The sequence below is a fragment of the Enterococcus sp. DIV1307a genome, assembly GCF_050537425.1.
Taxonomy (GTDB): Bacteria; Bacillota; Bacilli; order Lactobacillales; family Enterococcaceae; genus Enterococcus; species Enterococcus faecalis.
The window spans coordinates 1,312,099-1,333,700 of sequence record NZ_CP172914.1 but is presented as its reverse complement, the minus strand read 5'-3'; the positions used below and the strand labels follow the sequence as shown (position 1 = coordinate 1,333,700).

General features: G+C 37.7%; 25 protein-coding genes. 1 reads left to right on the top strand and 24 read right to left on the bottom strand.

What is annotated here, in order from left to right; translation table 11 throughout:
• Positions 1 to 2: 2 nt before the first annotated feature.
• Complete coding sequence (tkt, locus tag IGL90_RS06500; protein ID WP_002360299.1) at positions 3 to 1,997, bottom strand: transketolase; 1,995 nt, start codon at positions 1,995 to 1,997, stop codon at positions 3 to 5.
• Positions 1,998 to 2,068: 71 nt separating this feature from the next.
• Entirely contained in the window at positions 2,069 to 2,311 is a 243-nt protein-coding gene (locus IGL90_RS06495) for a DUF896 family protein (RefSeq protein ID WP_002384502.1), read from the bottom strand.
• A gap of 150 nt (positions 2,312 to 2,461) precedes the next feature.
• On the opposite strand from IGL90_RS06495, the gene lexA reads away from it, so the two are divergent.
• Complete coding sequence (gene lexA, locus IGL90_RS06490; protein ID WP_002357566.1) at positions 2,462 to 3,082, top strand: transcriptional repressor LexA; 621 nt, start codon at positions 2,462 to 2,464, stop codon at positions 3,080 to 3,082.
• A gap of 13 nt (positions 3,083 to 3,095) precedes the next feature.
• On the opposite strand, the gene queG is transcribed toward lexA, so the two are convergent.
• The 22 genes from queG to IGL90_RS06380 form a co-directional block, all read right to left on the bottom strand.
• The gene (queG, locus tag IGL90_RS06485; protein ID WP_010712461.1) at positions 3,096 to 4,265 is read right to left on the bottom strand and encodes a tRNA epoxyqueuosine(34) reductase QueG; all 1,170 of its coding nucleotides are present in this window, start codon (positions 4,263 to 4,265) and stop codon (positions 3,096 to 3,098) included.
• A gap of 23 nt (positions 4,266 to 4,288) precedes the next feature.
• A complete protein-coding gene (dfr, locus tag IGL90_RS06480) occupies positions 4,289 to 4,783 on the bottom strand; it encodes a trimethoprim-sensitive dihydrofolate reductase (protein WP_002360302.1) in 495 nt (164 codons plus the stop codon).
• 17 nt (positions 4,784 to 4,800) lie between these two features.
• Entirely contained in the window at positions 4,801 to 5,748 is a 948-nt protein-coding gene (locus tag IGL90_RS06475) for a thymidylate synthase (protein WP_002398298.1), read from the bottom strand.
• Positions 5,749 to 5,765: 17 nt separating this feature from the next.
• Positions 5,766 to 7,655: an ABC-F family ATP-binding cassette domain-containing protein gene (locus tag IGL90_RS06470; protein ID WP_002365663.1), complete on the bottom strand. Its 1,890-nt coding sequence runs from the start codon at positions 7,653 to 7,655 to the stop codon at positions 5,766 to 5,768.
• Positions 7,656 to 7,838: 183 nt separating this feature from the next.
• Positions 7,839 to 8,060 carry a hypothetical protein gene (locus IGL90_RS06465; protein WP_048736792.1) on the bottom strand — a complete coding sequence of 74 codons (222 nt, stop codon included), beginning with the start codon at positions 8,058 to 8,060 and terminating at the stop codon, positions 7,839 to 7,841.
• A complete protein-coding gene (locus tag IGL90_RS06460; RefSeq protein WP_240466834.1) occupies positions 8,057 to 8,392 on the bottom strand; it encodes an LXG domain-containing protein in 336 nt (111 codons plus the stop codon). Before IGL90_RS06460 ends, IGL90_RS06465 begins: the two co-directional genes overlap by 4 nt.
• A 225-nt stretch (positions 8,393 to 8,617) precedes the next feature.
• Positions 8,618 to 8,965, bottom strand: coding sequence for a hypothetical protein (locus IGL90_RS06455; protein ID WP_048737610.1), 348 nt, complete (start codon positions 8,963 to 8,965; stop codon positions 8,618 to 8,620).
• Complete coding sequence (locus IGL90_RS06450) at positions 8,962 to 10,557, bottom strand: T7SS effector LXG polymorphic toxin (protein WP_240466833.1); 1,596 nt, start codon at positions 10,555 to 10,557, stop codon at positions 8,962 to 8,964. Before IGL90_RS06450 ends, IGL90_RS06455 begins: the two co-directional genes overlap by 4 nt.
• Positions 10,548 to 10,910, bottom strand: coding sequence for a hypothetical protein (locus IGL90_RS06445; protein ID WP_048737189.1), 363 nt, complete (start codon positions 10,908 to 10,910; stop codon positions 10,548 to 10,550). Before IGL90_RS06445 ends, IGL90_RS06450 begins: the two co-directional genes overlap by 10 nt.
• Positions 10,911 to 10,919: 9 nt before the next feature.
• Positions 10,920 to 11,174 (bottom strand): hypothetical protein, encoded by a 255-nt coding sequence (locus tag IGL90_RS06440; protein ID WP_048737191.1) that lies wholly within the window; start codon positions 11,172 to 11,174, stop codon positions 10,920 to 10,922.
• A gap of 81 nt (positions 11,175 to 11,255) precedes the next feature.
• Positions 11,256 to 11,522, bottom strand: a complete 267-nt coding sequence (locus IGL90_RS06435) for a YiaA/YiaB family inner membrane protein (RefSeq protein WP_010828797.1) — start codon at positions 11,520 to 11,522, stop codon at positions 11,256 to 11,258.
• A 25-nt stretch (positions 11,523 to 11,547) separates the two neighbouring features.
• Entirely contained in the window at positions 11,548 to 11,841 is a 294-nt protein-coding gene (locus IGL90_RS06430; RefSeq protein WP_033594709.1) for a WXG100 family type VII secretion target, read from the bottom strand.
• A 369-nt stretch (positions 11,842 to 12,210) separates the two neighbouring features.
• Positions 12,211 to 14,265, bottom strand: coding sequence for a cation:proton antiporter (locus IGL90_RS06425; protein ID WP_048737195.1), 2,055 nt, complete (start codon positions 14,263 to 14,265; stop codon positions 12,211 to 12,213).
• A gap of 35 nt (positions 14,266 to 14,300) precedes the next feature.
• A complete protein-coding gene (locus tag IGL90_RS06420) occupies positions 14,301 to 14,633 on the bottom strand; it encodes an ACP phosphodiesterase (RefSeq protein WP_002357572.1) in 333 nt (110 codons plus the stop codon).
• 77 nt (positions 14,634 to 14,710) lie between these two features.
• Complete coding sequence (locus tag IGL90_RS06415) at positions 14,711 to 15,187, bottom strand: hypothetical protein (protein ID WP_010777638.1); 477 nt, start codon at positions 15,185 to 15,187, stop codon at positions 14,711 to 14,713.
• An 11-nt stretch (positions 15,188 to 15,198) separates the two neighbouring features.
• Complete coding sequence (locus IGL90_RS06410) at positions 15,199 to 15,393, bottom strand: hypothetical protein (RefSeq protein ID WP_002357574.1); 195 nt, start codon at positions 15,391 to 15,393, stop codon at positions 15,199 to 15,201.
• Positions 15,394 to 15,586: 193 nt separating this feature from the next.
• A complete protein-coding gene (locus IGL90_RS06405; protein ID WP_002382324.1) occupies positions 15,587 to 16,435 on the bottom strand; it encodes a DegV family protein in 849 nt (282 codons plus the stop codon).
• Between the two features lie 75 nt (positions 16,436 to 16,510).
• On the bottom strand, positions 16,511 to 17,683 hold the full coding sequence (locus IGL90_RS06400; protein WP_002365661.1) for an LCP family protein: 1,173 nt from the start codon (positions 17,681 to 17,683) through the stop codon (positions 16,511 to 16,513).
• Positions 17,684 to 17,826: 143 nt separating this feature from the next.
• Positions 17,827 to 18,675, bottom strand: a complete 849-nt coding sequence (gene pheA / locus IGL90_RS06395) for a prephenate dehydratase (protein WP_002389216.1) — start codon at positions 18,673 to 18,675, stop codon at positions 17,827 to 17,829.
• A gap of 7 nt (positions 18,676 to 18,682) precedes the next feature.
• On the bottom strand, positions 18,683 to 19,189 hold the full coding sequence (locus IGL90_RS06390) for a shikimate kinase (protein WP_048737197.1): 507 nt from the start codon (positions 19,187 to 19,189) through the stop codon (positions 18,683 to 18,685).
• Positions 19,190 to 19,208: 19 nt separating this feature from the next.
• Positions 19,209 to 20,495 (bottom strand): 3-phosphoshikimate 1-carboxyvinyltransferase, encoded by a 1,287-nt coding sequence (gene aroA / locus IGL90_RS06385; protein WP_048737199.1) that lies wholly within the window; start codon positions 20,493 to 20,495, stop codon positions 19,209 to 19,211.
• Positions 20,496 to 20,501: 6 nt separating this feature from the next.
• Positions 20,502 to 21,596, bottom strand: coding sequence for a prephenate dehydrogenase (locus IGL90_RS06380; protein WP_002382322.1), 1,095 nt, complete (start codon positions 21,594 to 21,596; stop codon positions 20,502 to 20,504).
• Positions 21,597 to 21,602 lie beyond the last annotated feature (6 nt).

Here is a 21,602-nt window from a genome sequence, read left to right as displayed (position 1 = left end):
ATTTATAGTGATTTATAGGTATTAACCACATTTTCAGGAGTAAAGCCGAATTTTTCAAGAACTAGACCGCCAGGTGCAGAAGCGCCGAAGTGATCAATTGTAATTGTTTTGCCTTCCGTCCCTACATAGCGTTCCCAACCAAAGCTTGCTGCAGCTTCAATCGCCACACGTTTTGTCACAGCTTTAGGTAACACACTTTCTTTATATTCAGCAGATTGTTTTTCAAATAAATCAAAACTTGGCATTGACACGACAGATACATCGATGCCTTCTTCCGCTAATTTAGCTTGTGCTTCCACTGCTAGATTTACTTCAGAACCAGTCGCAATTAAAATCCCTGCTGGTTGTTCACCTTTTTGTGGTGACAATACATAAGCACCTTTTTGAACAGAATCAGAAGCGTGTTCTAACGTTCCTTCTAAAACAGGTAAGTTTTGACGACTTAGAACTAAAATAGTTGGTGTTTCCGTAGAAGTCATAGCAATTTTCCAAGCAGCAACAGTTTCATTGCCGTCTGCTGGACGAATCACATGAACATTTGGAATGCAACGAACACTTGCTAATTGCTCAATTGGTTCGTGTGTTGGCCCATCTTCACCCACCGCAACAGAGTCATGCGTTAAGACGTAAGTTACAGGAACTTTTTGTAAAGCGGCTAAACGGATTGCTGGACGTAAGTAGTCAGTAAAGACGAAGAATGTTCCGCCATAAACATGGCTACCACCGTGTAATTGAATCCCGTTCATTGCTGCAGCCATTGCAAATTCGCGAACACCAAACCAAATATTACGGCCTTCGTATTGACCAGGTTCGAAATCTTTTTCTGCAGCAACCATTGTATTATTTGAGGCTGATAAATCAGCTGAACCGCCCCAGAAACTTGGAACAACTTTTGAAATAGCTTGAATCGTTTCTTTACTTGTTACACGACTTGCGGCACTTGTTCCTAGTTCATATTTAGGTAATTCTTGTTCCCAACCTTCAGGTAATTGATTGGCAAAAGCTTCTTTAAATTGTTTGGCTAATTCTGGATGCGCATGTTCATAGTTCTTAAACATCTCATTCCAAGCCTCTTCAGCTTTTTGGCCTTCGTCAATCATCGTTTCTTTAAAACGAGCAGCGACTTCCTCTGGCACAGTAAAGTCAGGATATTCCCAACCATAAACAGCTTTAGCCGCTGTAATGCCCTCTTCACCAATTGGCGCGCCGTGAACGGAAGATGTTCCTTCTTTTGGTGCTCCGTAACCGATGACTGTTTTAACTTCAATCAGTGTTGGTTTATCTGTTTCAGCTTTAGCCGCTTCAATCGCAGCCTCTATTTCATCTAAATCATTGCCGTCTTTAACTAAAATATGTTGCCATCCGTATGCTTCATAACGAGCCCCAACATTTTCAGTAAAGGCTTTAGAAGTTGGTCCGTCTAATGAGATGTCATTTGAATCATACAAGACAATTAATTTACCTAATTTCATATGACCAGCCATTGAACTTGCTTCTTGAGAAACACCTTCCATTAAATCGCCGTCACCACAAATTGCGTACGTATAATGATCCATAATAGGGAAACTATCACGATTATAAGTTGCAGCTAAATGCGCTTCAGCCATTGCCATACCAACAGCCATAGCAATCCCTTGTCCTAGAGGTCCCGTTGTTGCTTCAACACCATCTGTGTGGTGCACTTCTGGATGCCCTGGTGTTTTACTATCCCATTGACGGAAATTTTTCAAATCGTCAATTGTTACGTTGTATCCTGATAGATGTAATAAGCTGTACAACATTGCAGAGCCGTGGCCTGCTGAAAGTACAAAACGATCACGATCAACCCAGTTTCTAGAAGTTGTGGGGTTCACCTTTAAATGTTTTGTCCAAAGTGCATACGCCATTGGGGCAGCACCCATTGGTAAACCAGGATGTCCTGAGTTCGCTTTTTGTACGGCTTCAATACTTAATGTCCGGATTGTATTAACGCCCAATTGATCTGTCTTGTCAAACAAAAAAATCATCTCCTAATTTAGGTTTTTTTTACCTTTATTCATAGTGTAGCTTATTTCGACAATGAAAGCAATTACTTTCTGTTGTGAAGTCCTTTTTCACGTTGAATTTGTTTTAGTTTTTCAGGAGTCACATCGGTCCCTTCTTGATCCACGACCTTCATTCCTTCGATATGGTGACGCATCCCTCCACGAAATGCTTCTAAATACTCTTTACGTAATTCTTGTTGTTCGACTTTTTCTTTCGCACTAAGTTCTTCCACTTTTGCTTTATTCGCTAATTCATTTATACGGGCAATTTTTTCTTTCGATAACATCAAAATCCCTCCTTACTCTCACTGTCTATATTATAAGAACTGCCTTAAAAAAACAACTATATTCTGATATTTATAAAACACGAACGCTTGTTTGATTTCGTTCGCATTTTATGGTACACTAATTTTATCAATTGAAAGAAGGTGCGGGTTTTGGCGAAACGTACAGAAACAAGACAATTAGAAGTACTTAAATATATATACGAACAAGTCGAATTAAAGGGCTATCCGCCAACCGTTCGCGAAATTGGGAAGGCTGTTGATTTATCCTCAACTTCTACCGTTCACGGACATTTAGCTCGTCTTGAAAAAAAGGGTCTAATCTTACGTGACCCAACAAAACCGCGAGCAATCGAATTAACACCAGAAGGCTTGGAAAAGATCGGAATTCAACCGACAACTATTCCGATGTTAGGTGTCGTAACTGCTGGTGAACCAATTTTAGCGGTGGAAGAAGCATCAGATTTCTTCCCGTTACCTCCTGATTTACGTACAGAAGAAAATGCTTTATTTATGTTGACGATTCGAGGAGAAAGTATGATTAACGCAGGTATTCTAGATGGCGACCAAGTGATTGTTCGTAAGCAATCGAATGCCAATAATGGCGACATCGTAATCGCAATGACCGATGAAGATGAAGCAACCTGTAAACGATTCTTCCGAGAAGTAGATCATATCCGCTTGCAGCCTGAAAATGATGCATTAGCGCCTATTCTTTTAGATAACGTTACAATTTTAGGTAAAGTTGTTGGTTTATATCGCAATCATATTTAATAAAAAAAGGAAGTCACTCCGTTGAGCGGCTTCCTTTTTTGCTTGTTAACAAGTGAATAGCCTTTTGGGCTTCCTCGATAACCTCTTCTTCAGTTTCTACAGAAAGTAGATAATTTAAAGCTTCTAAACTTTGCTCGGGTTCTCTTTTTGCGAGCTGACCTAACGACCAAGCAGCTGTTCCGCGAATGACAGGACGCTGATCATTTAAACAGAGAATAATTTGTGGGATAGCTTCACGGCCGCCCAAATTCGCTAACGCAATTAAAGCATTTCGTTGCAATGGTTTTTTGCCACGCCAAGAGCCTGCTAAGTGTCCGAATTGCTGTTTAAACTCTTTATTGGAAATAGTTAATAACGGTGCCAATTTGGGATAGACTTCTTCAATCTTTGGTTCCATCTCTTCATGAAAATGAAAATCTTTTCCTTTATTATAAGGGCAAACCAGCTGACAAATGTCGCAACCATAAATGACGTTACGCATTTTTTTTCGATACTCTTCAGGCATCATGCCTTTTGTTTGCGTTTGATAAGACAAACATTTTTGAGCATTCATTCGACCGTCCCCTAACAAAGCCCCTGTAGGACACCCTGTGATACAACGAGTACAATCACCGCAACCATTTGGAACAGGTTCATCTGGTTCAAATTGAATGTTGGTGGTCACCTCACCTAAATATACAAAGGAACCAAATTCTTCGGTAATCAGTAGACCATTTTTACCAATGAATCCTAAACCCGCCCGCTGAGCAACAGCGGTGTCAACATATTCGCCAGTATCTACTTGCGGCCGAAAGTGCCAGTGTTCTTTTTCTGCTTCAGTGGCAGCTTGCTCTTCAATAAAAGCAATTAATTTTTGCAACCGATCCTGCAAAATGTGATGATAATCAATTCCCCAAGAGGCTCGCGCAAATTGTCCACGCTTTTCATCTCTAGGCATTTTTTCCTGAGCTTTGGTGGGATAAGCTAAAGCAATGGAGATAATACTTTTAGGATGCTCAAACGTTTTTTCTGGGTAAATTCGTTCTTCCACATTTTGATGTTCAAATCCCGAGTTATATCCTCGCTCTCGTTGTTCATGCAGAGAATCTTCTAATTCAATAAATGGTTCAGCATGAGTAAAGCCGATTTTATCGATGCCTAAACGTTGACTCTCTTGAATAATTTTTTCTTTCAATGTCGGCATTGCTCATGCCTCCCTTCATTTTATTATTTATCGTTTCGATGATACGTTTCATAGTCATGTGCATAGAGATTTTTCTCGTCCACGACGCCGGGAACAGTGGCAACTTTTTCCCAAACAGACCAGTCGATTTCTGGAAAGAAAGTGTCGCCTTCAAACGTTTCATGAATCATCGTCCGATATAAGACATCGCATGCGGGAATCAATTCTTTAAAAACGACAGAACCTCCACCAATAACGGTCACGCCTTCATACTTGTCAGCATACGCAAGAATTTCCTCTACGGAATGCATAACCAAAACGCCTTCAGCTTGGTAATCCGGATTACTGGTAAGAACAATCGTTGTTCGATTTGGTAACGGACGACATCCCATGCCTTCGAAAGTTGCACGTCCTAAGACCAATGTATTATGAATTGTTTTTTCCTTGAAAAATTTCAAGTCGTTGGGTAAATGCCAAGGCAATTTGCCTTCTTTACCAATCACTCCTTGTTCATCTTGGGCCCAAATAGCTGCTAACATAGCTTCTCTCTCCTTTTTTATACGGCAATCGGCGCTTTAATCGTTGGATGTGGGTCATAGCCTTCTACTTTAATATCTTCCATATCAAAATCAAAAACAGAAGCCTTGTCTGGATTCAAAACGAGCGTTGGGAAAGAACGAACTTCTCGTGATAATTGTTCTTGCATTTGCTCCACATGATTTTGATATAAGTGGGCATCTCCTAGCGTGTGTACAAACTCGCCCACTGCTAAACCTGTTTCATGTGCAATTAGATGTGTCAATAAAGCATAGCTTGCAATGTTAAAAGGAACACCTAAAAAAACATCGGCACTGCGCTGATAAAGTTGACAGCTTAATTTTCCTTCATTTACATAAAATTGAAACATAGTGTGACAAGGCGGCAACGCCATTGAAGGCACATCTTCTGGATTCCAAGCAGAAACAATTAAACGGCGAGAATCAGGATTGGTTTTAATCATTTCAATCACATTAGCTAATTGATCGATAAAGCTACCATCTTTGGTTTCCCAGTGACGCCATTGCGCACCATAAATATTCCCTAATTCACCATATTTTTCTGCAAACTCTGCATCATTTAAAATGGTGTCACAGAACTTTTGATGTTCTTCTTTGTATTGTTCTGCAAACGCTGGATCTTGTAAGACACGATGCCCAAAATCCGTCATGTCTGGTCCTTGATAATCTGCGCTTTTTACGTAACGTTCGAACGCCCATTCATCCCAAATATGATTATTTCGCTCTAACAAATAGCGAATATTCGTGTCGCCTTTTAAAAACCACAATAACTCACTTTTAATCAAGCCAAACGGTACTCGTTTGGTTGTTAGTAAGGGAAATCCTTTGGCCAAATCAAAACGCATTTGATAGCCAAATAAACTATACGTACCAGTTCCTGTACGGTCTTCTTTAAAATGACCTTCTTCTAAAATCTTTTTTCCTAGCGCTAAGTATGCTTCTTCCATCTTATTCCCTCCGTCTCTTAATCCGCGTATTCACTCAAGTATTCCCAACGATTCATTTTTTCTTCTAACAATTGTTCCGTTGCTGTTACTGCTTCTTGCAATTCTTGTAAACGAACAAAATCATCACCCTGATGATTCATTTCTTCAGTTAATGTTTCTAATTTCGTTTCTAATTGTGTGATGTCTTCTTCAATTGTTGCCCACTCTTTTTGTTCCATATAAGTCAGCTTTGTTTTTTCTTTCTTTTCTGTCGATGCTTCTTTTACTGGTTTATTGAGCGGTTTTTCTTTGACCTTTTCTTGTTCTTTTTGGTTCGCCAAATATTCACTCATTGTGCCATAAAATGATAGGATCTGACCATTTCCTTGAAAAACTAACAATTTATCCATTGTTTTATCCAAGAAATAACGGTCATGAGAAACAGCAATTACCGCTCCTTTAAACGTTTGAATATAATCTTCTAAAATGGTCAATGTATCAATGTCCAAATCATTGGTTGGCTCATCCAATAATAACACGTTAGGCTGACTAATTAATAATTTTAAGAGATATAACCGGCGTTTTTCTCCACCAGACAGTTTGCCAATCAGTGTCCCGTGCATAAAACGAGGAAATAAAAAGCGCTCTAACATTTCAGCGACCCCAACGCTGCTTCCATCACTGCGTTTCACTTCTTCTGCTGCTTCTTGCAAATAAGCAATCATTCGTTGATTAGGATCCATTTCTTCGTTTTGCTGGGTATAATAGCCAATTCGGACGGTTTCACCGATACTATATAGACCACTCTCTAAAGGAATGCGGCCAGCTAAAATATTTAATAATGTGGATTTGCCTGCACCATTTTTACCAGTAATGCCAATTCGATCGTTTGCTTGAATGAGTAAATTAAAGTCTTTCAAAAGCTGTTTATGATCAATGGCATAATTTCCTTCCTTGATTTCCAGAACTTTTTTCCCTAAACGCTGCGTGGCAAAGTCTGCTTCTAAGGTGCCATTGGTTTGTACCTGATGCAAGTTTTCTTTTAAATCCTGAAACCGATCAATTCTTGCTTGCTGTTTCGTTCCTCGTGCTTGAACGCCTGCTCGCATCCACGCAAGTTCTTGTTTGAAGAGGCGTTTTCTTTTTTCTTCTTGTTCTACAGCGACACGTTCACGTTCGGCTTTTTCCATCACATACGTTTCATAGTTTCCTTTGTATTCATACAGTTTTCCAAAAGAAAGTTCGAAAATCCGATTGGTTACTCGATCTAAAAAGTAGCGGTCATGGGTCACCATTAAAACCGCGCCACGATAGTTATTTAAAAAGTTTTCCAGCCATTCAATCGTTTCATAATCCAGATGGTTCGTTGGTTCATCCAATAACAGTAAATCAGGCGCTTCAATTAAGACTTGCGCCAAGCTTACTCGTTTTAACTGCCCACCAGAAAGCTCACCTATTTTCTTTTCCAATGTGGGAATACCTAATTTTTGTAAAATAATTTTTGCATTGGTATCTGCTGTCCAAGCATCTTGTTTATTCATGGCTTCTTCTGCTTGCGTGTAACGTCTTTGAACCCCTTCGTCTAAACCATTCTCACTTAAAGCAGCTAACGCTAATTCATAATTTTTGACCGCTTTTATGATCGGGCTGTCTCCCTGAAACACGGCTTCTGCAATCGTAATATTCTCGTCAAATGTTTGATTCTGGGAAAGGTACCCAATTTGATAATCACTTGGCTGCTGAATTGCAGCAAGATCACCATCACCGCTATCTACGCCAGCAATAATATTTAATAAACTGGTTTTCCCTGTGCCGTTAATCCCAATTAAACCAATGCGATCTTTTTCATGAATCAAAAAAGAAAGATGATCAAATAGTGTTTTTTCCCCATATGTTTTGGTTAAATCTGTTACTTTTAATTCTTTCACCGACACTACCAACTCCTTCTATTTTGGTCTTGCTTATTGTATCAAAAATCAGCGTATGCGGCTACCAAAAAAATAAATTATAGACGTTCAGAATAATCTTCTTCAAGAGAGAATTTCATATGTAGCGAACCTTAACCTTGGACAAAAATTCAAACCCGTTTTGTCCAAGGTTCTGTATGTTCTTTATTTTCTTGATAAATAGCCTCGAGCAAGCTCCCAAACACTGTCTTCATAATTACTAAAAACTGTGTATATATCTTTTCCCAAAGGATTGAACAGTGAACTACAGGAAACACTGGGATCACAACCTTCAATATAAATATGCGTATGATTTTTTGTTGGATTGGCCAACCAAATTCCAAGTCCGTAATGTTCTTTTTCATTTCCTGCATGTTTTTTAATCATTTCTGAAATGCTCTTTTCAGATAAGATTTCATAGGAGAACAGTCCATCCCAAAAGTTACAGTTGTTTCATTCAGGACTAAGATGCCTTGCATCGCCAACTGCATTTCTTCTAAGCTAGTGGCGAATAAGTTTTTGGTTTGTCGGTCAAACTCATTGAGCTTTTGAATTTGCTTGTGGAGTTTGTCAATGTCTTGTTGCATGCTTTCTGCCATCTTAATAAAGGTCCGTTGGGCATTTTGTAAGAGTTCATAAATTCCTGGAATTGGCTGACTATGGGCTAATGTGGCGACTGCCCTAGCAGAATCGTGCAATAATTGTTGGTTGGCTTTCATGATTTTTAGGTTTTATATTTACTTTAAATAGAGTGATTACAGTTAATTCAAACCACAACCACTCCAGTTATTTTTAATGAATATACAGTTAGCTTTTGTTAGTTATTGACAATTTGGTTAATAAGTTAATCCTTACTAGTCAAGACTTTATCACTTGATTACCAGTCTTGTGATAAAGTGCCTTTTTTGTCTATGGATTTTCTATACACTAAAACCTAGATTTTGTTAATATCCCAAGGATATTAACAACTCTGCACCAACTTCCCTACATTTTTTCCATTCACTAGCATTTTTGAGTGCTTCTTCACACCAAAGCGCTTTATTCTTACTCATATCATCTAATTTTTCATCAATATCTAAAAATTGCTGATACTGTTCTAAAGTTATCCAATTATTTTCAAATAATTCTTTTGCATAATTTAATGTAATATCTGAAAAATCTGAAGCTATTTCATCAGCAACTGTAAAACCTTTTAATTTTTTGATTTGTTCTTCTGCAGGCATTGAAAATTCTTGAAGATTTTCGATAACTCTACCATATAACATTGTCAATTTTTCTACGTCTTCAGTCATTCTTTCACAACCTTTCCATTCATATAAATTCTAGTAATTCCATATTCTGGAGAAGATACTTTGTAATATGGTAAATCTCCATGATGACCACCTCCAGGGTGATATTGAATATATCTTGAGCTTCCACTAGATCCTGCAGGAGGATTCATACTAAATCCCCCACCTTGTTCAAAAGGAATACCCGCATTTCCACCTTTTTTCAAAGGAGTTGCGGTCCACCCCTCTTTCTCTACAAATTCAACAATATCTGTAGGATTAACATTAGCCAAAGAACTAGGTGTATTTATTATATTATCTACTGAATTAACTGGATTTTTCCATTTAACATTTCCAACACCATACTTATCTTTAAAATAATTATTCCAATCTTTTCCTGATACAGAATTTTTTACGCCAAAATCAGTTTCAGGTGGGTTAGCCCCACTAGCTTTCTTATATGGTACCGTTCCAGCACTCTTATTCCTATCAAGCGTATAAGCCTGTCCATTCTTACTTCCTTTTAAGACATTACCCGTGCTACCAGTTTCTTTTGAAAATGTCTGGGTACTTCGGATTACTGCGGTACTTAAGCCTAACATCCACAGGGAATCCCACACACCTGACTCTTGGATTTCATCCATGACTCCTTGACCTTTTGACAGGAGACCTAATCCTAAAACTCTGTCATCTTTTTCAAAGTAATTATAACCTTTTTTCTGTTGGTTATTGACCCAGATAGTCAGTTCCTTTGGCGTCAATTCTACTACATCTAAGTCATATTTTTTTATTAGAGAAGCCAAGTTTCCTGATAGTTTTTTCTCGTCTATTCGGTAGGAATAGCCGTCCTTTTCTAGCATGTAATAATTGAAACCGTTCTTTTTATCATGAACATAAAGAATGGTGCAACCCGCTAACAGCTGTTTGTCAGTCACTTCATTTTTAGTATCTTTTTTGATTTCCGTGAAGTAACTTTTATCAACACCACTTGGCAGGGTGTAGAGACCGTTGTTTTTGACAGTTGTTTCATTCAGGACTAAGATCCCTTGCGTCGCCAACTGCATTTCTTCTAAGCTAGTGGCGAACAGGTTTTTGGTTTGTCGGTCAAACTCATTGAGCTTTTGTATTTGCTTGTGGAGCTTATCAATGTCTTGTTGCATGCTTTCTGCCATCTTAATAAAGGTCCGTTGGGCATTTTGTAAGAGTTCATAAATTCCTGGAATCGGATGACTATGGGCTAGCATGGCGACTTCCCTAGCAGAATCGTGCAATAATTGTTGGTTGGCTTTCATGATTTTTATTTTTAATTTGAGTTTGTCTTCATCTAAAAAACCTTCACTGGCAATAAACGCATCCGCAGCGCTGTATTTGGCCAAATCACTTTGGACATTATCAACGGCGGCAGTCATTCGATGAATCGTCGGAATCACTAATTCTGAAAATAGCCCTTTTCCCGCATTATAGGCAGCACCAGACAATGTATGACCGTCGATAGCTGCGATTAGTTGCTGACAACCTGCTGTTAGCTCACTGGTGGTTGTTCGGGCAACTGCTAGGTTGCTGGACAGCGCGCGCATCATTGCTGAAGAATCGCTACTGGAGTAGATTAATCCCATGACAACCGACTCCTTTCTCTTTGGAGCTGTAGTCGTTCTTCATTCGATTGTGCGGTTGCTTTTGTGTATCTTTGACTTAATTCATGTGTCTGTTGTTGTAAAAAGCCCCTTAAATAGCGTTGTTTTCCAGAGAGCTCCTCTTGCTCCCAACGCGTCGGCTTACCGCCTTTATGAATCACTTCTGCGTTGAGTTGCTCAAGTTCGCGAAAATTTCTAGTTAGTTCAGACTCTAGTGTACCAAAAATGGTTTGGATTTGCTTCTTTTCCTTCGACAATTGATCCATTGCTCGTTCTTTTTCGACAATCTGTTCCGCGTAGTTCCTTCTTAATTTTTCATTCGTATCCTTTTCCATCGTTTCTCCTTATTTAAACGTTGTTTGGCTATCTCTAGCCGCCATCGTTGCCGCTAATTTGGGGAATTTATTGGCTTGTGCGTTGACACCATTGACTACTTTTGCTAATTGATTGAGCAATTGATTACTGACTTTAACCCCTTTTTTCATGCTTGAAATATTGCTTTCTCCTAAATGACATATTTGATTTTTATTCACAGATACATTCTTAATCCCGGCAATTGCCTTTTGGGCAGTGCCTTGATTGGATGCGATTTTTACCATCAACTTCCTCCTTTAATTATTATATAAAAAGAGCATTCAAAAGAATGCCCTTTCAATTCATTAAAAATCAGAAGAAATTTCTTACTCTTCTGATTCTTCATGTGCTCGAAACATCTGATTATATCTTTCTTCATCTTCTTGATTATCTCTAATGACTTTAGATAAAGTGAATGAAGAAGAAATTAACCCTACCGATCCCATTAAATAATATCCCTTTACCATTAAAGGCTCCTTTAATGTATAAAGTCCCACCAAAATTAATACCACAAAGAACAGAAACGAACCCCATGCTAACATCACAAAAGCTGGTGTGTTTCGATAAGCTTTTTTCTTTAAATGATTATTCATTTTCCCCTCCAACAACTATAATTATTTAAAAACCAAATGAATGTGCATCCTGTTGATCTCGTTGTGCGACAGTATCAGCGTATTTGTTCAATTGTTGATTGATGCTAATAAGTAATTCTTCCATTTTTTTCACGTTACCCTCTAATTGATTATATTGTTCCAAGTACGCTTGAAATGCTTCGCCTTTCCATTGTTGCGAAATTTGTTGATTCATTGAATTAACTTTGCGAATTGCATTGTTAATTTGATTCGAGGCTTGTGCGTAAACTTTAGCTTGACTCTTAAGTTGTTCTGGAGTTACCGCAACTGTCCCTACCATTTTCACCACTCCTTTTTAATCGTATATTTATTATTACAATAATTAAATTGTACACACAAACACCACATAAATAAAGGTTTTTTTAACGAAATATTAAAAATTGTTATTAAATAACGTTTTAGGCATATATCAAGAAATATAAACAAACGTTGCGAATAATCATTAAAATATTTATTTTATTAAAAATTATATCTATCAATGGATTTTGTTATTATTTTTAATTAAATGTATAATTATTATAAAGAAAAAACCACCGTAAAAATTCTTTAAAATAAAAAATTTTACGGTGGTTTTTAGTCTGTACTTAAAATTTAGTTATAGGATTTTTAAATTTTGAAGGAGATATCAACTCTTCTCATACACTATTACTTATTCTTTATTAAAATTTTTAACAAATCGTTTCAGCGGAACGTTATTCATTTCGCCGCTAATCGAATAACTCTCTAATAAATTGACATTTTTTCGTAACTCGTTCGCTTCGATAATTGAAATGCGTTCAGATTGTTCGTAATGATCAATCATCCGTCGTTCTTCTTGGAAGCCTAATAATAGGTCTTTGACATAGTCTGTCTCCGTATGAACAATATATGAATCAATAAATTCGCCTTTTTCAAACTTATGGGCTAAATCCAAGCGTCCGTCAATGAAGAAATCAATTAAATCATCATCATAGACACCGCGCAAATTATCTAAACTCTTCAGAATAACTTGAGAATTTCTTAGAAAAACTTGGCGAATATTTTCTAGTTCTTCATTTCGTAATTCTTTTTCTTCTTCAGAAGCTTCACCACGATTGAAAAATAGCTTAGGATGTAAAAGAATCGAAATGATTTGTCGAGCAAATAATAACCAAAAGCCTACAATCGATAATAATTGTTTGGCAATCGACCGTTGCATCCGTGTAATCAAGCGTTGATACATACGATAACTTCTGACACTAATTTCTCCTTGTTTCAGACTTTCTTCTAAGCCGTCTCGTTCAATGGACACAATTAACGTCCGCAACTCTTGCACTTCTTGTTTTCGTTCTGCACTTAGCTGCTCGGTATACAATTCTTTTAAACGATCTTGATAATTTTCAATGACCGCATTCATTTCACCACGAGGATTCTCTTCATTTTGCTGTTTTAAGACATCAATGACATCACGTAATAAATCAATTTCGATTGACTCTTCATTTTCCACTTCCGTCTCTGAATCAGTTAAAAATGGTAAAACTAGAATCCCGCCAATCAGAGTCACCAAAATAACACAAGCCGTAATAAATAGTAATAACGGTCGTTCTTTAAAATGCTCGCCGTTAATCGCTGTTGGCAAAATAAAGATGGTGGCTAAACTCACTGTTCCTTTAACACCGCCAAAAGTTAAAATCAGCATTTCATTCATTGCGTTTTTAACTTTCTTAAGTCCATGTTGAAGCGTGTAAACACTGAAAATGGCTAAGAAACGAATCAAAAAGACAACGGCGCTAATAATTAGAACAACCATTAGTAGGAACCAGTTTGAATATTGTTGGTCAATCCAAATTGGCGAAAACACTTGAGAAAGTTCAATTCCTAAGAATAAGAAAACTAAGGCATTTAAGGTGAACTCAATCATACTCCAAATACTTTCGCCAACATTTGACAGTTCTGCTTCAAAAAGCGAAACTTTTTTCAAACTAGACGCTTGCATAATTCCAGCAATCACAGCAGCAATAATTCCAGAAACGCCAATCAACTCTGAAATTAAATAAGCAATAAATGGCAAGAGTAATTCAATCAACAAGTAGCCTGTAACATCTTTTGCCACTGCAGTTTCAAGTAAATGAACAATTTGCTGTTTTAATAGAACTAACACGATTCCGACTACCGCTCCACCAATACTGGAAATAACCAAGGTCCCTGCCGCTTCCACCGGCGAAAATGACCCCGTTAATAAAGCCGCTAATGCAAATTGAAAGGCTGTAACGCCTGATGCATCATTAATGAGTCCTTCACCAGATAAAATGTTCATCGAACGTTCAGGAATGTCAATTCGACCTGATAACGAACCTACCGCCACCGCATCCGTTGGCCCTAAAGCCGCTCCAAAAGCGAAGCAAGCGGCTAATGGTAAAGTAGGCAAAATCATATGCAGGGTCCAGCCGACTCCGACTAAGGTAATTAACACACCAAAAAAGGCCAAGAAAAGAATCATCCCGAAATTTTTCATCATTGCTTTCAGATTGATTAGCTCCCCTTCTCTAAATAAAAGCGGTGCAATAATCATTACTAAAAACACTTCAGGCTCAAATTCAATTTCCTGCCCCATTTTAGTTAAACCAATTAGAACGCCTACAATAATTTGCACAATTGGCAGAGGAATGACGGGAACAATCCGGTTGAATATGTTTGAGAAGGTAATAGACAGTGCAAAAACAATGATTAGAAAGGTAAATTCCATCCTATCATTCCCTTCTATATTAAATTTTTATTGACTTACCGATCAAAACATTTAAGTAATTTTTTCTTTTTAAGAATAATTTTCTTTTCGACTTCTTCTAACTCAGAACTGCGTTCGCAAAGTTCCAATTGAGCGCGTCGTGCTTCTAAACGAAGAAGTTCTCCTTTAATTAATTCAATTTTTTTGTAGCGTAAGAAATTTTTCTTTTGCATACGTTCTGCAAAGTGTTGTCGTTTTTCTTCAGGGATTGCTTGATATTTCTTTTTCAAGTCAGCGACACACTTTTCAAATTCTTCACTCACCGAAACAACTTCCTTCCAAAATTTAATCTGACTAATTATAACAAATTTTACCAAAAGTACAAGCAAAATTGCTTTCTTTTTTTCAAAAGAAATTCAGACAAAACTTAACGCGGGAAAAGCTGATTTCTAGGAGCTGAACATGGTTAATCTTCATTAACAATAATATCAATTTCTGCCTCTTCATTCATCCGTGTTGAAAGAAAAAGAACCATTTCTTCTAGTGGCGCAGAAAAGCGTAAAACCACCCCTCTTCTGCCTTTTTTTAAATACCCTAAACGAATACCGTTCGGCTTTTGAACAAGGACAATCTTTTCGATATCTTTAAAGGCCGTACCCCGATTGTCAAAAGGATGCGTAATAATACAGTCCTCCGCAAAACCTCTTGCATCGTAAAGAAAACTGAAGATAATCAAAATATATAACACACTTCGAATCATTTCAATTTTATCTCCTGCCGAAAATGCATTGGCCAGAATCATTAAACTAAAAAAAGCAACTAAATATTTTGTTGTAGGATGTTTTACAGCCGGAATTACAATACTTTTACGTACGAAGTAAAAGTAACCATACATAACGACGACAAATAAAAATAGCAATAACGTAAATCCATCAATAATCACAAACGACTCCTTTATTTCTTTTTCTTTTGAATATCTGTTAATATATCATTTATTTCTTTAATTTCTTTTTTTGATTCGTTAATCTTTTTGATAACCGCCTCACGGTTTTTTCCAGGCGGTAAGTCAATTGATTCTTGGTAGTAGTTTGCTAAAGCTTGAACTTTTTTCATTTTTTCGCTTTGCAACAAGGCTATATTTCTTTTCATTTAACCGCCTCCTCTTCCTTAGTATACATTACTTTGTAAGGAATTGCTTAATTTGCAAGATATTTTCTAATAAAAAGAAGTAATTTTACATTTTCTTATAAACAAAAAGTATCCGGCTGAGTAACAGCAGCGAACGATAAAATAATAGAATAAAAAATGAGACAGAAGTAGTTTACTTTTGTCTCATCTTTTATTATTGAGCTGAAATCGCTAAACCAATTGCTTTTTCCCCTAGGTGGGTCCCGATAACTGGACCAAAATGACCGATTTCAATTTCTGCATTTGGGTATAGCTTTTGTAATTTTGCTTGTTCTTTTTCAGCAACGATGCGGTTATTGGCATGAATCACGTACAGTTTAACTGGCGCTTCAATCCCTGCGTTTCGTTCACCAATAATCTTTTCTGCACGAGCAAAAGCTTTCTTTGTTGAACGGATTTTTTCAAATAATACAATCTTTCCATCTTCAAAAGTCAAGATAGGTTTAATCTTCAATAGCCCAGCGATCAAGGCTGCGCCATTCGTTAAGCGACCGCCACGAACTAAGTTGTTCAGATCTTCTACAATTAGATATGCATACGTATTATCACGAATTAAATCTAATTTGGCAAAAATTTCTTCTAAGCTGGCTTTTTCTTCTGTTAAATCTAAAGCAGCTTCTACCATGTGTCCCATTGGCATACTTGTAATTTTTGAGTCATATGGATACAAAGCAACGCCTGGGATTTCATCAGTAAGTCCGTGCAATGTATGAACAAAACCAGAGATTCCTGAAGAAAGATGAATGCTGATGATGGTGTCGTACCCTTGTTCAGCGATTGATTTGTAAAGCTCTAACACTTCTCCTAAAGCAGGTTGTGAAGTCGTCGGAAATTCTTTACTATTATTTAGCAATGCATAATATTCATCTGCTTCAATGTCAATGCCTTCGTTGTATATTTTTCCATCTAAAATGACTGGGATGGGAATTACAAAAAGATTCGGATGATCTTTAATGCGCTCGGGTAAATAAGCTGTACTATCTGTCACAATAGCAATTTTCATTTTGTAACCTCGTTTCACTAATTTTCCACGTTGTTTCTAATATAGCATAAAAAAGGATATTTTAAAATGCTTTCCTTATTCGTTCAGGAATTTTTCGATGGCGTCAGCATTTTTTTGTTCATCTACTTCTAAAATACTGCCTGCATAAGAGGATTCACCAAAATTCCAAGAATCTGGTACCGGAACCGATAATGACTCAACCCCTGCTTTTCCTTTAATCAACAATGATGGTCCGTTCGTTAACATGAAACTAACAGGCACATCTGTCGACATATAGCCGACTAATTTCCCAAGTGATTCTGGGGTTCTTAATAAAGTCATTGGGTTTTTCATTTGGCTCATTACAGCTGACATAACTTGTTGTTGGCGACGAACCCGACCAAAGTCGCCTTCTTCATCCATCCTAAAGCGAGCGTATTGAAGTAAGACATGTCCATCCATGACCTGTTGCCCTTTTTCAATATCAACGCCATCTAAATTCAGTGATTTTTCTGCATCGATTTTGACACCTTTTGGAAACATAGAGTCAACAATTTTTTCAAATGATTGGAAATCTACCTTAGCATAATATTTCGTATCTAAATTAAAGTTTTGTTTTAACGTTTCACGAACCAATTCAGCACCGCCATAAGCGTATGCGGCATTAATTTTATTCGGCCCGACACCAGGAATGTCCACGAATGTATCACGCATAAATGAAATTAATTTCGGTTTTTTTGATGGTCCATTTAGTTGGAGAACCATTATTGTGTCGGCTCGTCCAGCATCTTCCCCACGTGTATCGCTGCCAAGAATTAAAATATTCTTAGCCCCGTTGCTACTTTTGACACCATTAAATGTTTCTACTTTTTCTTGAGGCAACGAGTCATCATGTTCTGCTGCAGATTTTCCTTTTAAAAACATGACTGTACTATAGGCAAATAACAGAATCAATAGGATCACTAGCCATTTGAAAAAGCGTTTTGTTTTTGATTTTTTACGTTTCTTTTTTGGTTTCTTGTCTTTTTTTCCGCGGGGTGGTTGGTCAGAACCGTTGCCACCACCTGAATCTGTTTGATGTCGCCTCTCACTTCTGCGACTGTCCTCAGTATAGCTGTCTTCGTAAACTGGCTCTTGAAGGCTTTCAGCTAGTTCTTCTGGTTCTTCTTCTCTATGTTCACCCATTGATTTTCGGGGATTAAAGGTCTTTTTATGCTCTGCTGGTCTCGATTTTTCATGAATATGTTTATAACGATCTACACGACTCATCGTGTCACTCCTTTACCTCTGTGTTTTATCACCTTTCTTAGGATACCTCATTTCGCAGGAAATTCCTATTACAAATATGTAATTTAATAAAAAATGAAACTCACTTTATCTAATAAGTAAGCTTCATTTTCATTTTTAACTCTTTAAAGTGTGGACAAAACATAGATCGGGTAATCCCCTAAAATTTTTATTTCTGCGCCAATGAGTTCCAGTTCTGTTAAGGCTGCTTCAATTAATTTTTCTGGTTGATCATTCACTAAGTCCATTAAAAAGAAGTACTCTCCTAGCTTTGTTTTCAACGGCCGCGATTCTATTTTGCTAAGATTAATCCCTCGCCAACTAAACACGCTTAATGCTTTGTGTAAAGAGCCAGGAACATTACTTGGCATCGTAATCGCCAGCGTTATTTTTTTCTCAGATAGCGGGAAAGAAATCGCTAAATTTTCAGAACCAAGAACCCAAAATCGGGTTTGATTTACCGATAAATCTTGTATATTTTTTTCAACAATGGTCAAATCATACATTTCCGCAGAAAGTTTTGGTGCAATAGCTGCAAAAGGTAATTCTGGATGTTCTGCAATGTATTTGGCGGCGTAAGCTGTTGAAGGCGTTGCTTCTAAAATCGCTTCTGGAAAGTTTTTCTCTAGAAACATCTGCGATTGAGCTAATGCTTGCGGATGTGATAAAATTTTCTGACTTTGTTGCCAGATCGATTGATTCTCTTTTGCCACCATTAATTGTTGTTGAATCGGTAAAACTAACTCTGCTTGGACAGGTAACTGCGCTTGATGATACAAATAATCTATCGATGCGTTAACAGTTCCTTCAATCGTGTTTTCTATTGGGATAATACTACATGCCACTTCTTGCTGTTCAATTGCTTTCAAGCAAGCTGGAATCGATGCGTACGGTATCAACGTAGCATCAGGAAAAGCAGCCAACGTTGCACTGTACGTAAAGGAACCAATCGGACCTAAATAACCAACTTTCATCGTTTCTCTACTCCTTTAATTGTTGCAGAATTTCATTGATAATTTCTTCTGGCGAGCGATTGGTCGTATCAATTGTCATCTTCGCACATTCTTCATAAAAATTTTTACGAGACTCAAATAAAGTAATGATTTCTTTTGAAGAACGTTCTATAGCTAAGGGTCGTTGGTTTTCAGTATCTTCTTTGATTCTTTTTAACAGCTCTTCTGGTGTCGCATGTAAATAAACCACTTGCTGAAAAGATTTTAATAAGCTACGATTTTCTGGTCCGACAACAATCCCGCCCCCAGTTGAAAGGACGGCTGTATTTTTTGACAGCTCCTTTAAAAGTTGGGTTTCCTGTTCTCGGAAAGCTGCTTCACCATATTTTTCGAAATAGTCAGGAATTGAGCGTCCTATTTTTTCAATTAACGCTGTATCTAAATCAAGATGAGGCATCTTTAGTTTATTGGCCAAACTTTGGCCGATAGTTGTTTTACCCGCACCCATGAAACCAATTAAAACAATGCTTTCCATGGTTCGTTATCCTCCTTCGTTAACAACTTAAACGTTCTAAGTCGTCAAAAAATGCTGGATAAGAAACTGAAACTGCTTCAGCCTTATCTAATTCAACAGTGCCTTCTTTTACAAGTAATGCAGCAATTTGTAACATCATCCCGATACGATGATCCCCATAACTGGTAACTCTTCCACCATGTAAAGAAGTTGGTCCATGTATAATTAAGCCATCATCAGTAGGCGTGATGTCGGCGCCTAAAATTGTTAATTCTTTCGCTACTGCATCAATCCGATTGGTTTCTTTGACTTTCAATTCTTCTGCATCTCGAATGATTGTCGTGCCAGTAGCCTGAGTAGCTAACAAAGCAATAATCGGTAACTCATCAATTAAACGTGGGATAATAGCGCCACCAATCTCTGTAGCTGTCAATTGACTCGTTTTTACAAGTAAATCGCCAGAGTGATTGGCCTCATCTTCATTTAAAATAGTGACGGAACCACCCATGTTTTTAATCACATCTAAAATACCTGTCCGCGTTTGATTTAAGCCAACATTTTTCAGAAGTATCTCGCTATCTGGGACTACTAAACCCGCAACTAAAAAGAAAGCTGCAGAAGAGATATCGCCAGGAACTACCACATTTTGACCTGTTAATTGTTGCGGTCCAGTTAACATAATTTTTTTACCGTCTACTTCAAGCGTCCCACCAAATTGTCGAATCATCTCTTCTGTATGATCACGTGTCTTTTCTTTCTCAACCACTACAGAAGTGCCCTTGGCTTGCAAAGCGGCGAATAAAATAGCCGATTTCACTTGAGCACTCGCAACAGGCATTGTGTAGTCAATCGGTTGCAAATTTTGAGTCCCGCGAATAGAAATTGGCGGAAACTCCGTTTGCTGAACCCCTTGACATTCCGCTCCCATTTGGTTTAAAGGAAGCATTACACGATTCATTGGTCGTTTGGCAATAGACGCATCACCAGCTAGGCGCGTTTCAAAGGGACAGCCAGCTAAAATGCCCAGCATCAGACGAATTGTTGTCCCTGAATTTCCAACATCAATTGTATTCTTCGCCTTTTTTAAGCCTGCAAATCCTCGCCCCTCAACGGTGATTGTCGTCCCGTCATCTTCAATGTTCACACCTAAAGAACGAAACGCCGCTAAGGTACTTAAACAATCTTCGCCTCTTAGAAAATTTGTAATCGTCGTTTTTCCAGAAGAAATCGCTCCAAACATAATACTTCTATGGGAAATCGATTTGTCGCTAGGAACCATCAGAGTCCCTTGTAAATGCTTCACATTTGTACGTAGTTGCACCCTCATCACCTCTTATTTTTCGTAACACGTATAGTTCGTTTTTTTAGATAAAATTTGTTTTGCAGCTTGGCAGTCTGGTTGATTTTTAAAAGACAATTGAAGAATCCCATAGATTTCTTCTCTCGTTTCTAAAATTTTAATATTTGTAAGAGAAAGGTCCGCTTCGCCTAAAATTTGCGTAATTTCAGCAATGATTCCTGGTTGATCTGGTACATCAACAAACAGATCATAGAAAGCTGGGATTGCGCCTTCTTTATGAATAGGCAATTGAGCACGTGTTTCTTTGGCCTTATCAAAAAAATTACGAATAGCTGGGGCATTTTTTTCTGTTAACCATTGGCAAACAGTAGTCATCTCTTTTTGCCAATTTTCTAGTAAGTCCAATAATACTAAGCGATTGCTTAATAAAATATCCGTCCACATCGTTGCATCAGAGGAAGCAATTCGAGTAATATCTCTGAATCCTCCAGCCGCTAGCTGCTGCGCTCTAGGGTAAGTGGTATTCAGTTGCTGACTTTCGTTCACTAACGCTGCGGCAACAATATGTGGCAAGTGACTTAGAGCACCAGTAATTTCATCATGTTCCTGTGCAGGCATCGTAATAAACTTCGCATGCGTTCCTTTTAGTAACGTTTGTAACTCCTGAATCTGTTTGTTTTTTTCGCCATGGTCATCGGTAAAAATATAGTAGGCATTTTCAAACAAACGTTCATCAGCGGCTGTTACGCCGGATTTATGTGAACCAGCCATTGGATGACCACCAATAAAATTTTTCATGTTAAGCTTTGTTGCTAACTGATTAATTTCCACCTTGGTACTACCCACATCTGTGATCAGAGCAGTTTCTAGTGATAATTGGTTTAATTCTTCTAGTTGTACTAAAGTTGCTTTAACTGGGGAACAAAGAAAAATAATCTCTGCTCGTCTTGCCCCACTTGTTAAAGATTCAGCTATCTCATCAATTAGACCCGTTTTCTTAGCAAATTCAGTTGCCTCCGCTTGATTATCGAAACCGATAATCTCACTGTTTGGATGCCCTTTTTTGATACACAAAGCCAGTGAACTCCCGATTAGCCCTAATCCTACGATTAAAATACGTTTCTTCATTTTTTC

Coding starts and splice junctions, on each gene's coding strand:
- IGL90_RS06495 (WP_002384502.1), bottom strand. CDS start 2,311: ATGTTATCGAAAGAAAAAATTGCCCGTATAAATGAATTAGCGAATAAA.
- queG (WP_010712461.1), bottom strand. CDS start 4,265: ATGCCGACATTGAAAGAAAAAATTATTCAAGAGAGTCAACGTTTAGGC.
- dfr (WP_002360302.1), bottom strand. CDS start 4,783: ATGTTAGCAGCTATTTGGGCCCAAGATGAACAAGGAGTGATTGGTAAA.
- IGL90_RS06475 (WP_002398298.1), bottom strand. CDS start 5,748: ATGGAAGAAGCATACTTAGCGCTAGGAAAAAAGATTTTAGAAGAAGGT.
- IGL90_RS06465 (WP_048736792.1), bottom strand. CDS start 8,060: ATGATTAAAAAACATGCAGGAAATGAAAAAGAACATTACGGACTTGGA.
- IGL90_RS06460 (WP_240466834.1), bottom strand. CDS start 8,392: ATGAAAGCCAACCAACAATTATTGCACGATTCTGCTAGGGCAGTCGCC.
- IGL90_RS06455 (WP_048737610.1), bottom strand. CDS start 8,965: ATGACTGAAGACGTAGAAAAATTGACAATGTTATATGGTAGAGTTATC.
- IGL90_RS06450 (WP_240466833.1), bottom strand. CDS start 10,557: ATGGGATTAATCTACTCCAGTAGCGATTCTTCAGCAATGATGCGCGCG.
- IGL90_RS06445 (WP_048737189.1), bottom strand. CDS start 10,910: ATGGAAAAGGATACGAATGAAAAATTAAGAAGGAACTACGCGGAACAG.
- IGL90_RS06440 (WP_048737191.1), bottom strand. CDS start 11,174: ATGGTAAAAATCGCATCCAATCAAGGCACTGCCCAAAAGGCAATTGCC.
- IGL90_RS06435 (WP_010828797.1), bottom strand. CDS start 11,522: ATGAATAATCATTTAAAGAAAAAAGCTTATCGAAACACACCAGCTTTT.
- IGL90_RS06430 (WP_033594709.1), bottom strand. CDS start 11,841: ATGGTAGGGACAGTTGCGGTAACTCCAGAACAACTTAAGAGTCAAGCT.
- IGL90_RS06425 (WP_048737195.1), bottom strand. CDS start 14,265: ATGGAATTTACCTTTCTAATCATTGTTTTTGCACTGTCTATTACCTTC.
- IGL90_RS06410 (WP_002357574.1), bottom strand. CDS start 15,393: ATGAAAAGAAATATAGCCTTGTTGCAAAGCGAAAAAATGAAAAAAGTT.
- IGL90_RS06405 (WP_002382324.1), bottom strand. CDS start 16,435: ATGAAAATTGCTATTGTGACAGATAGTACAGCTTATTTACCCGAGCGC.
- IGL90_RS06400 (WP_002365661.1), bottom strand. CDS start 17,683: ATGAGTCGTGTAGATCGTTATAAACATATTCATGAAAAATCGAGACCA.
- pheA (WP_002389216.1), bottom strand. CDS start 18,675: ATGAAAGTTGGTTATTTAGGTCCGATTGGTTCCTTTACGTACAGTGCA.
- IGL90_RS06390 (WP_048737197.1), bottom strand. CDS start 19,189: ATGGAAAGCATTGTTTTAATTGGTTTCATGGGTGCGGGTAAAACAACT.
- aroA (WP_048737199.1), bottom strand. CDS start 20,495: ATGAGGGTGCAACTACGTACAAATGTGAAGCATTTACAAGGGACTCTG.
- IGL90_RS06380 (WP_002382322.1), bottom strand. CDS start 21,596: ATGAAGAAACGTATTTTAATCGTAGGATTAGGGCTAATCGGGAGTTCA.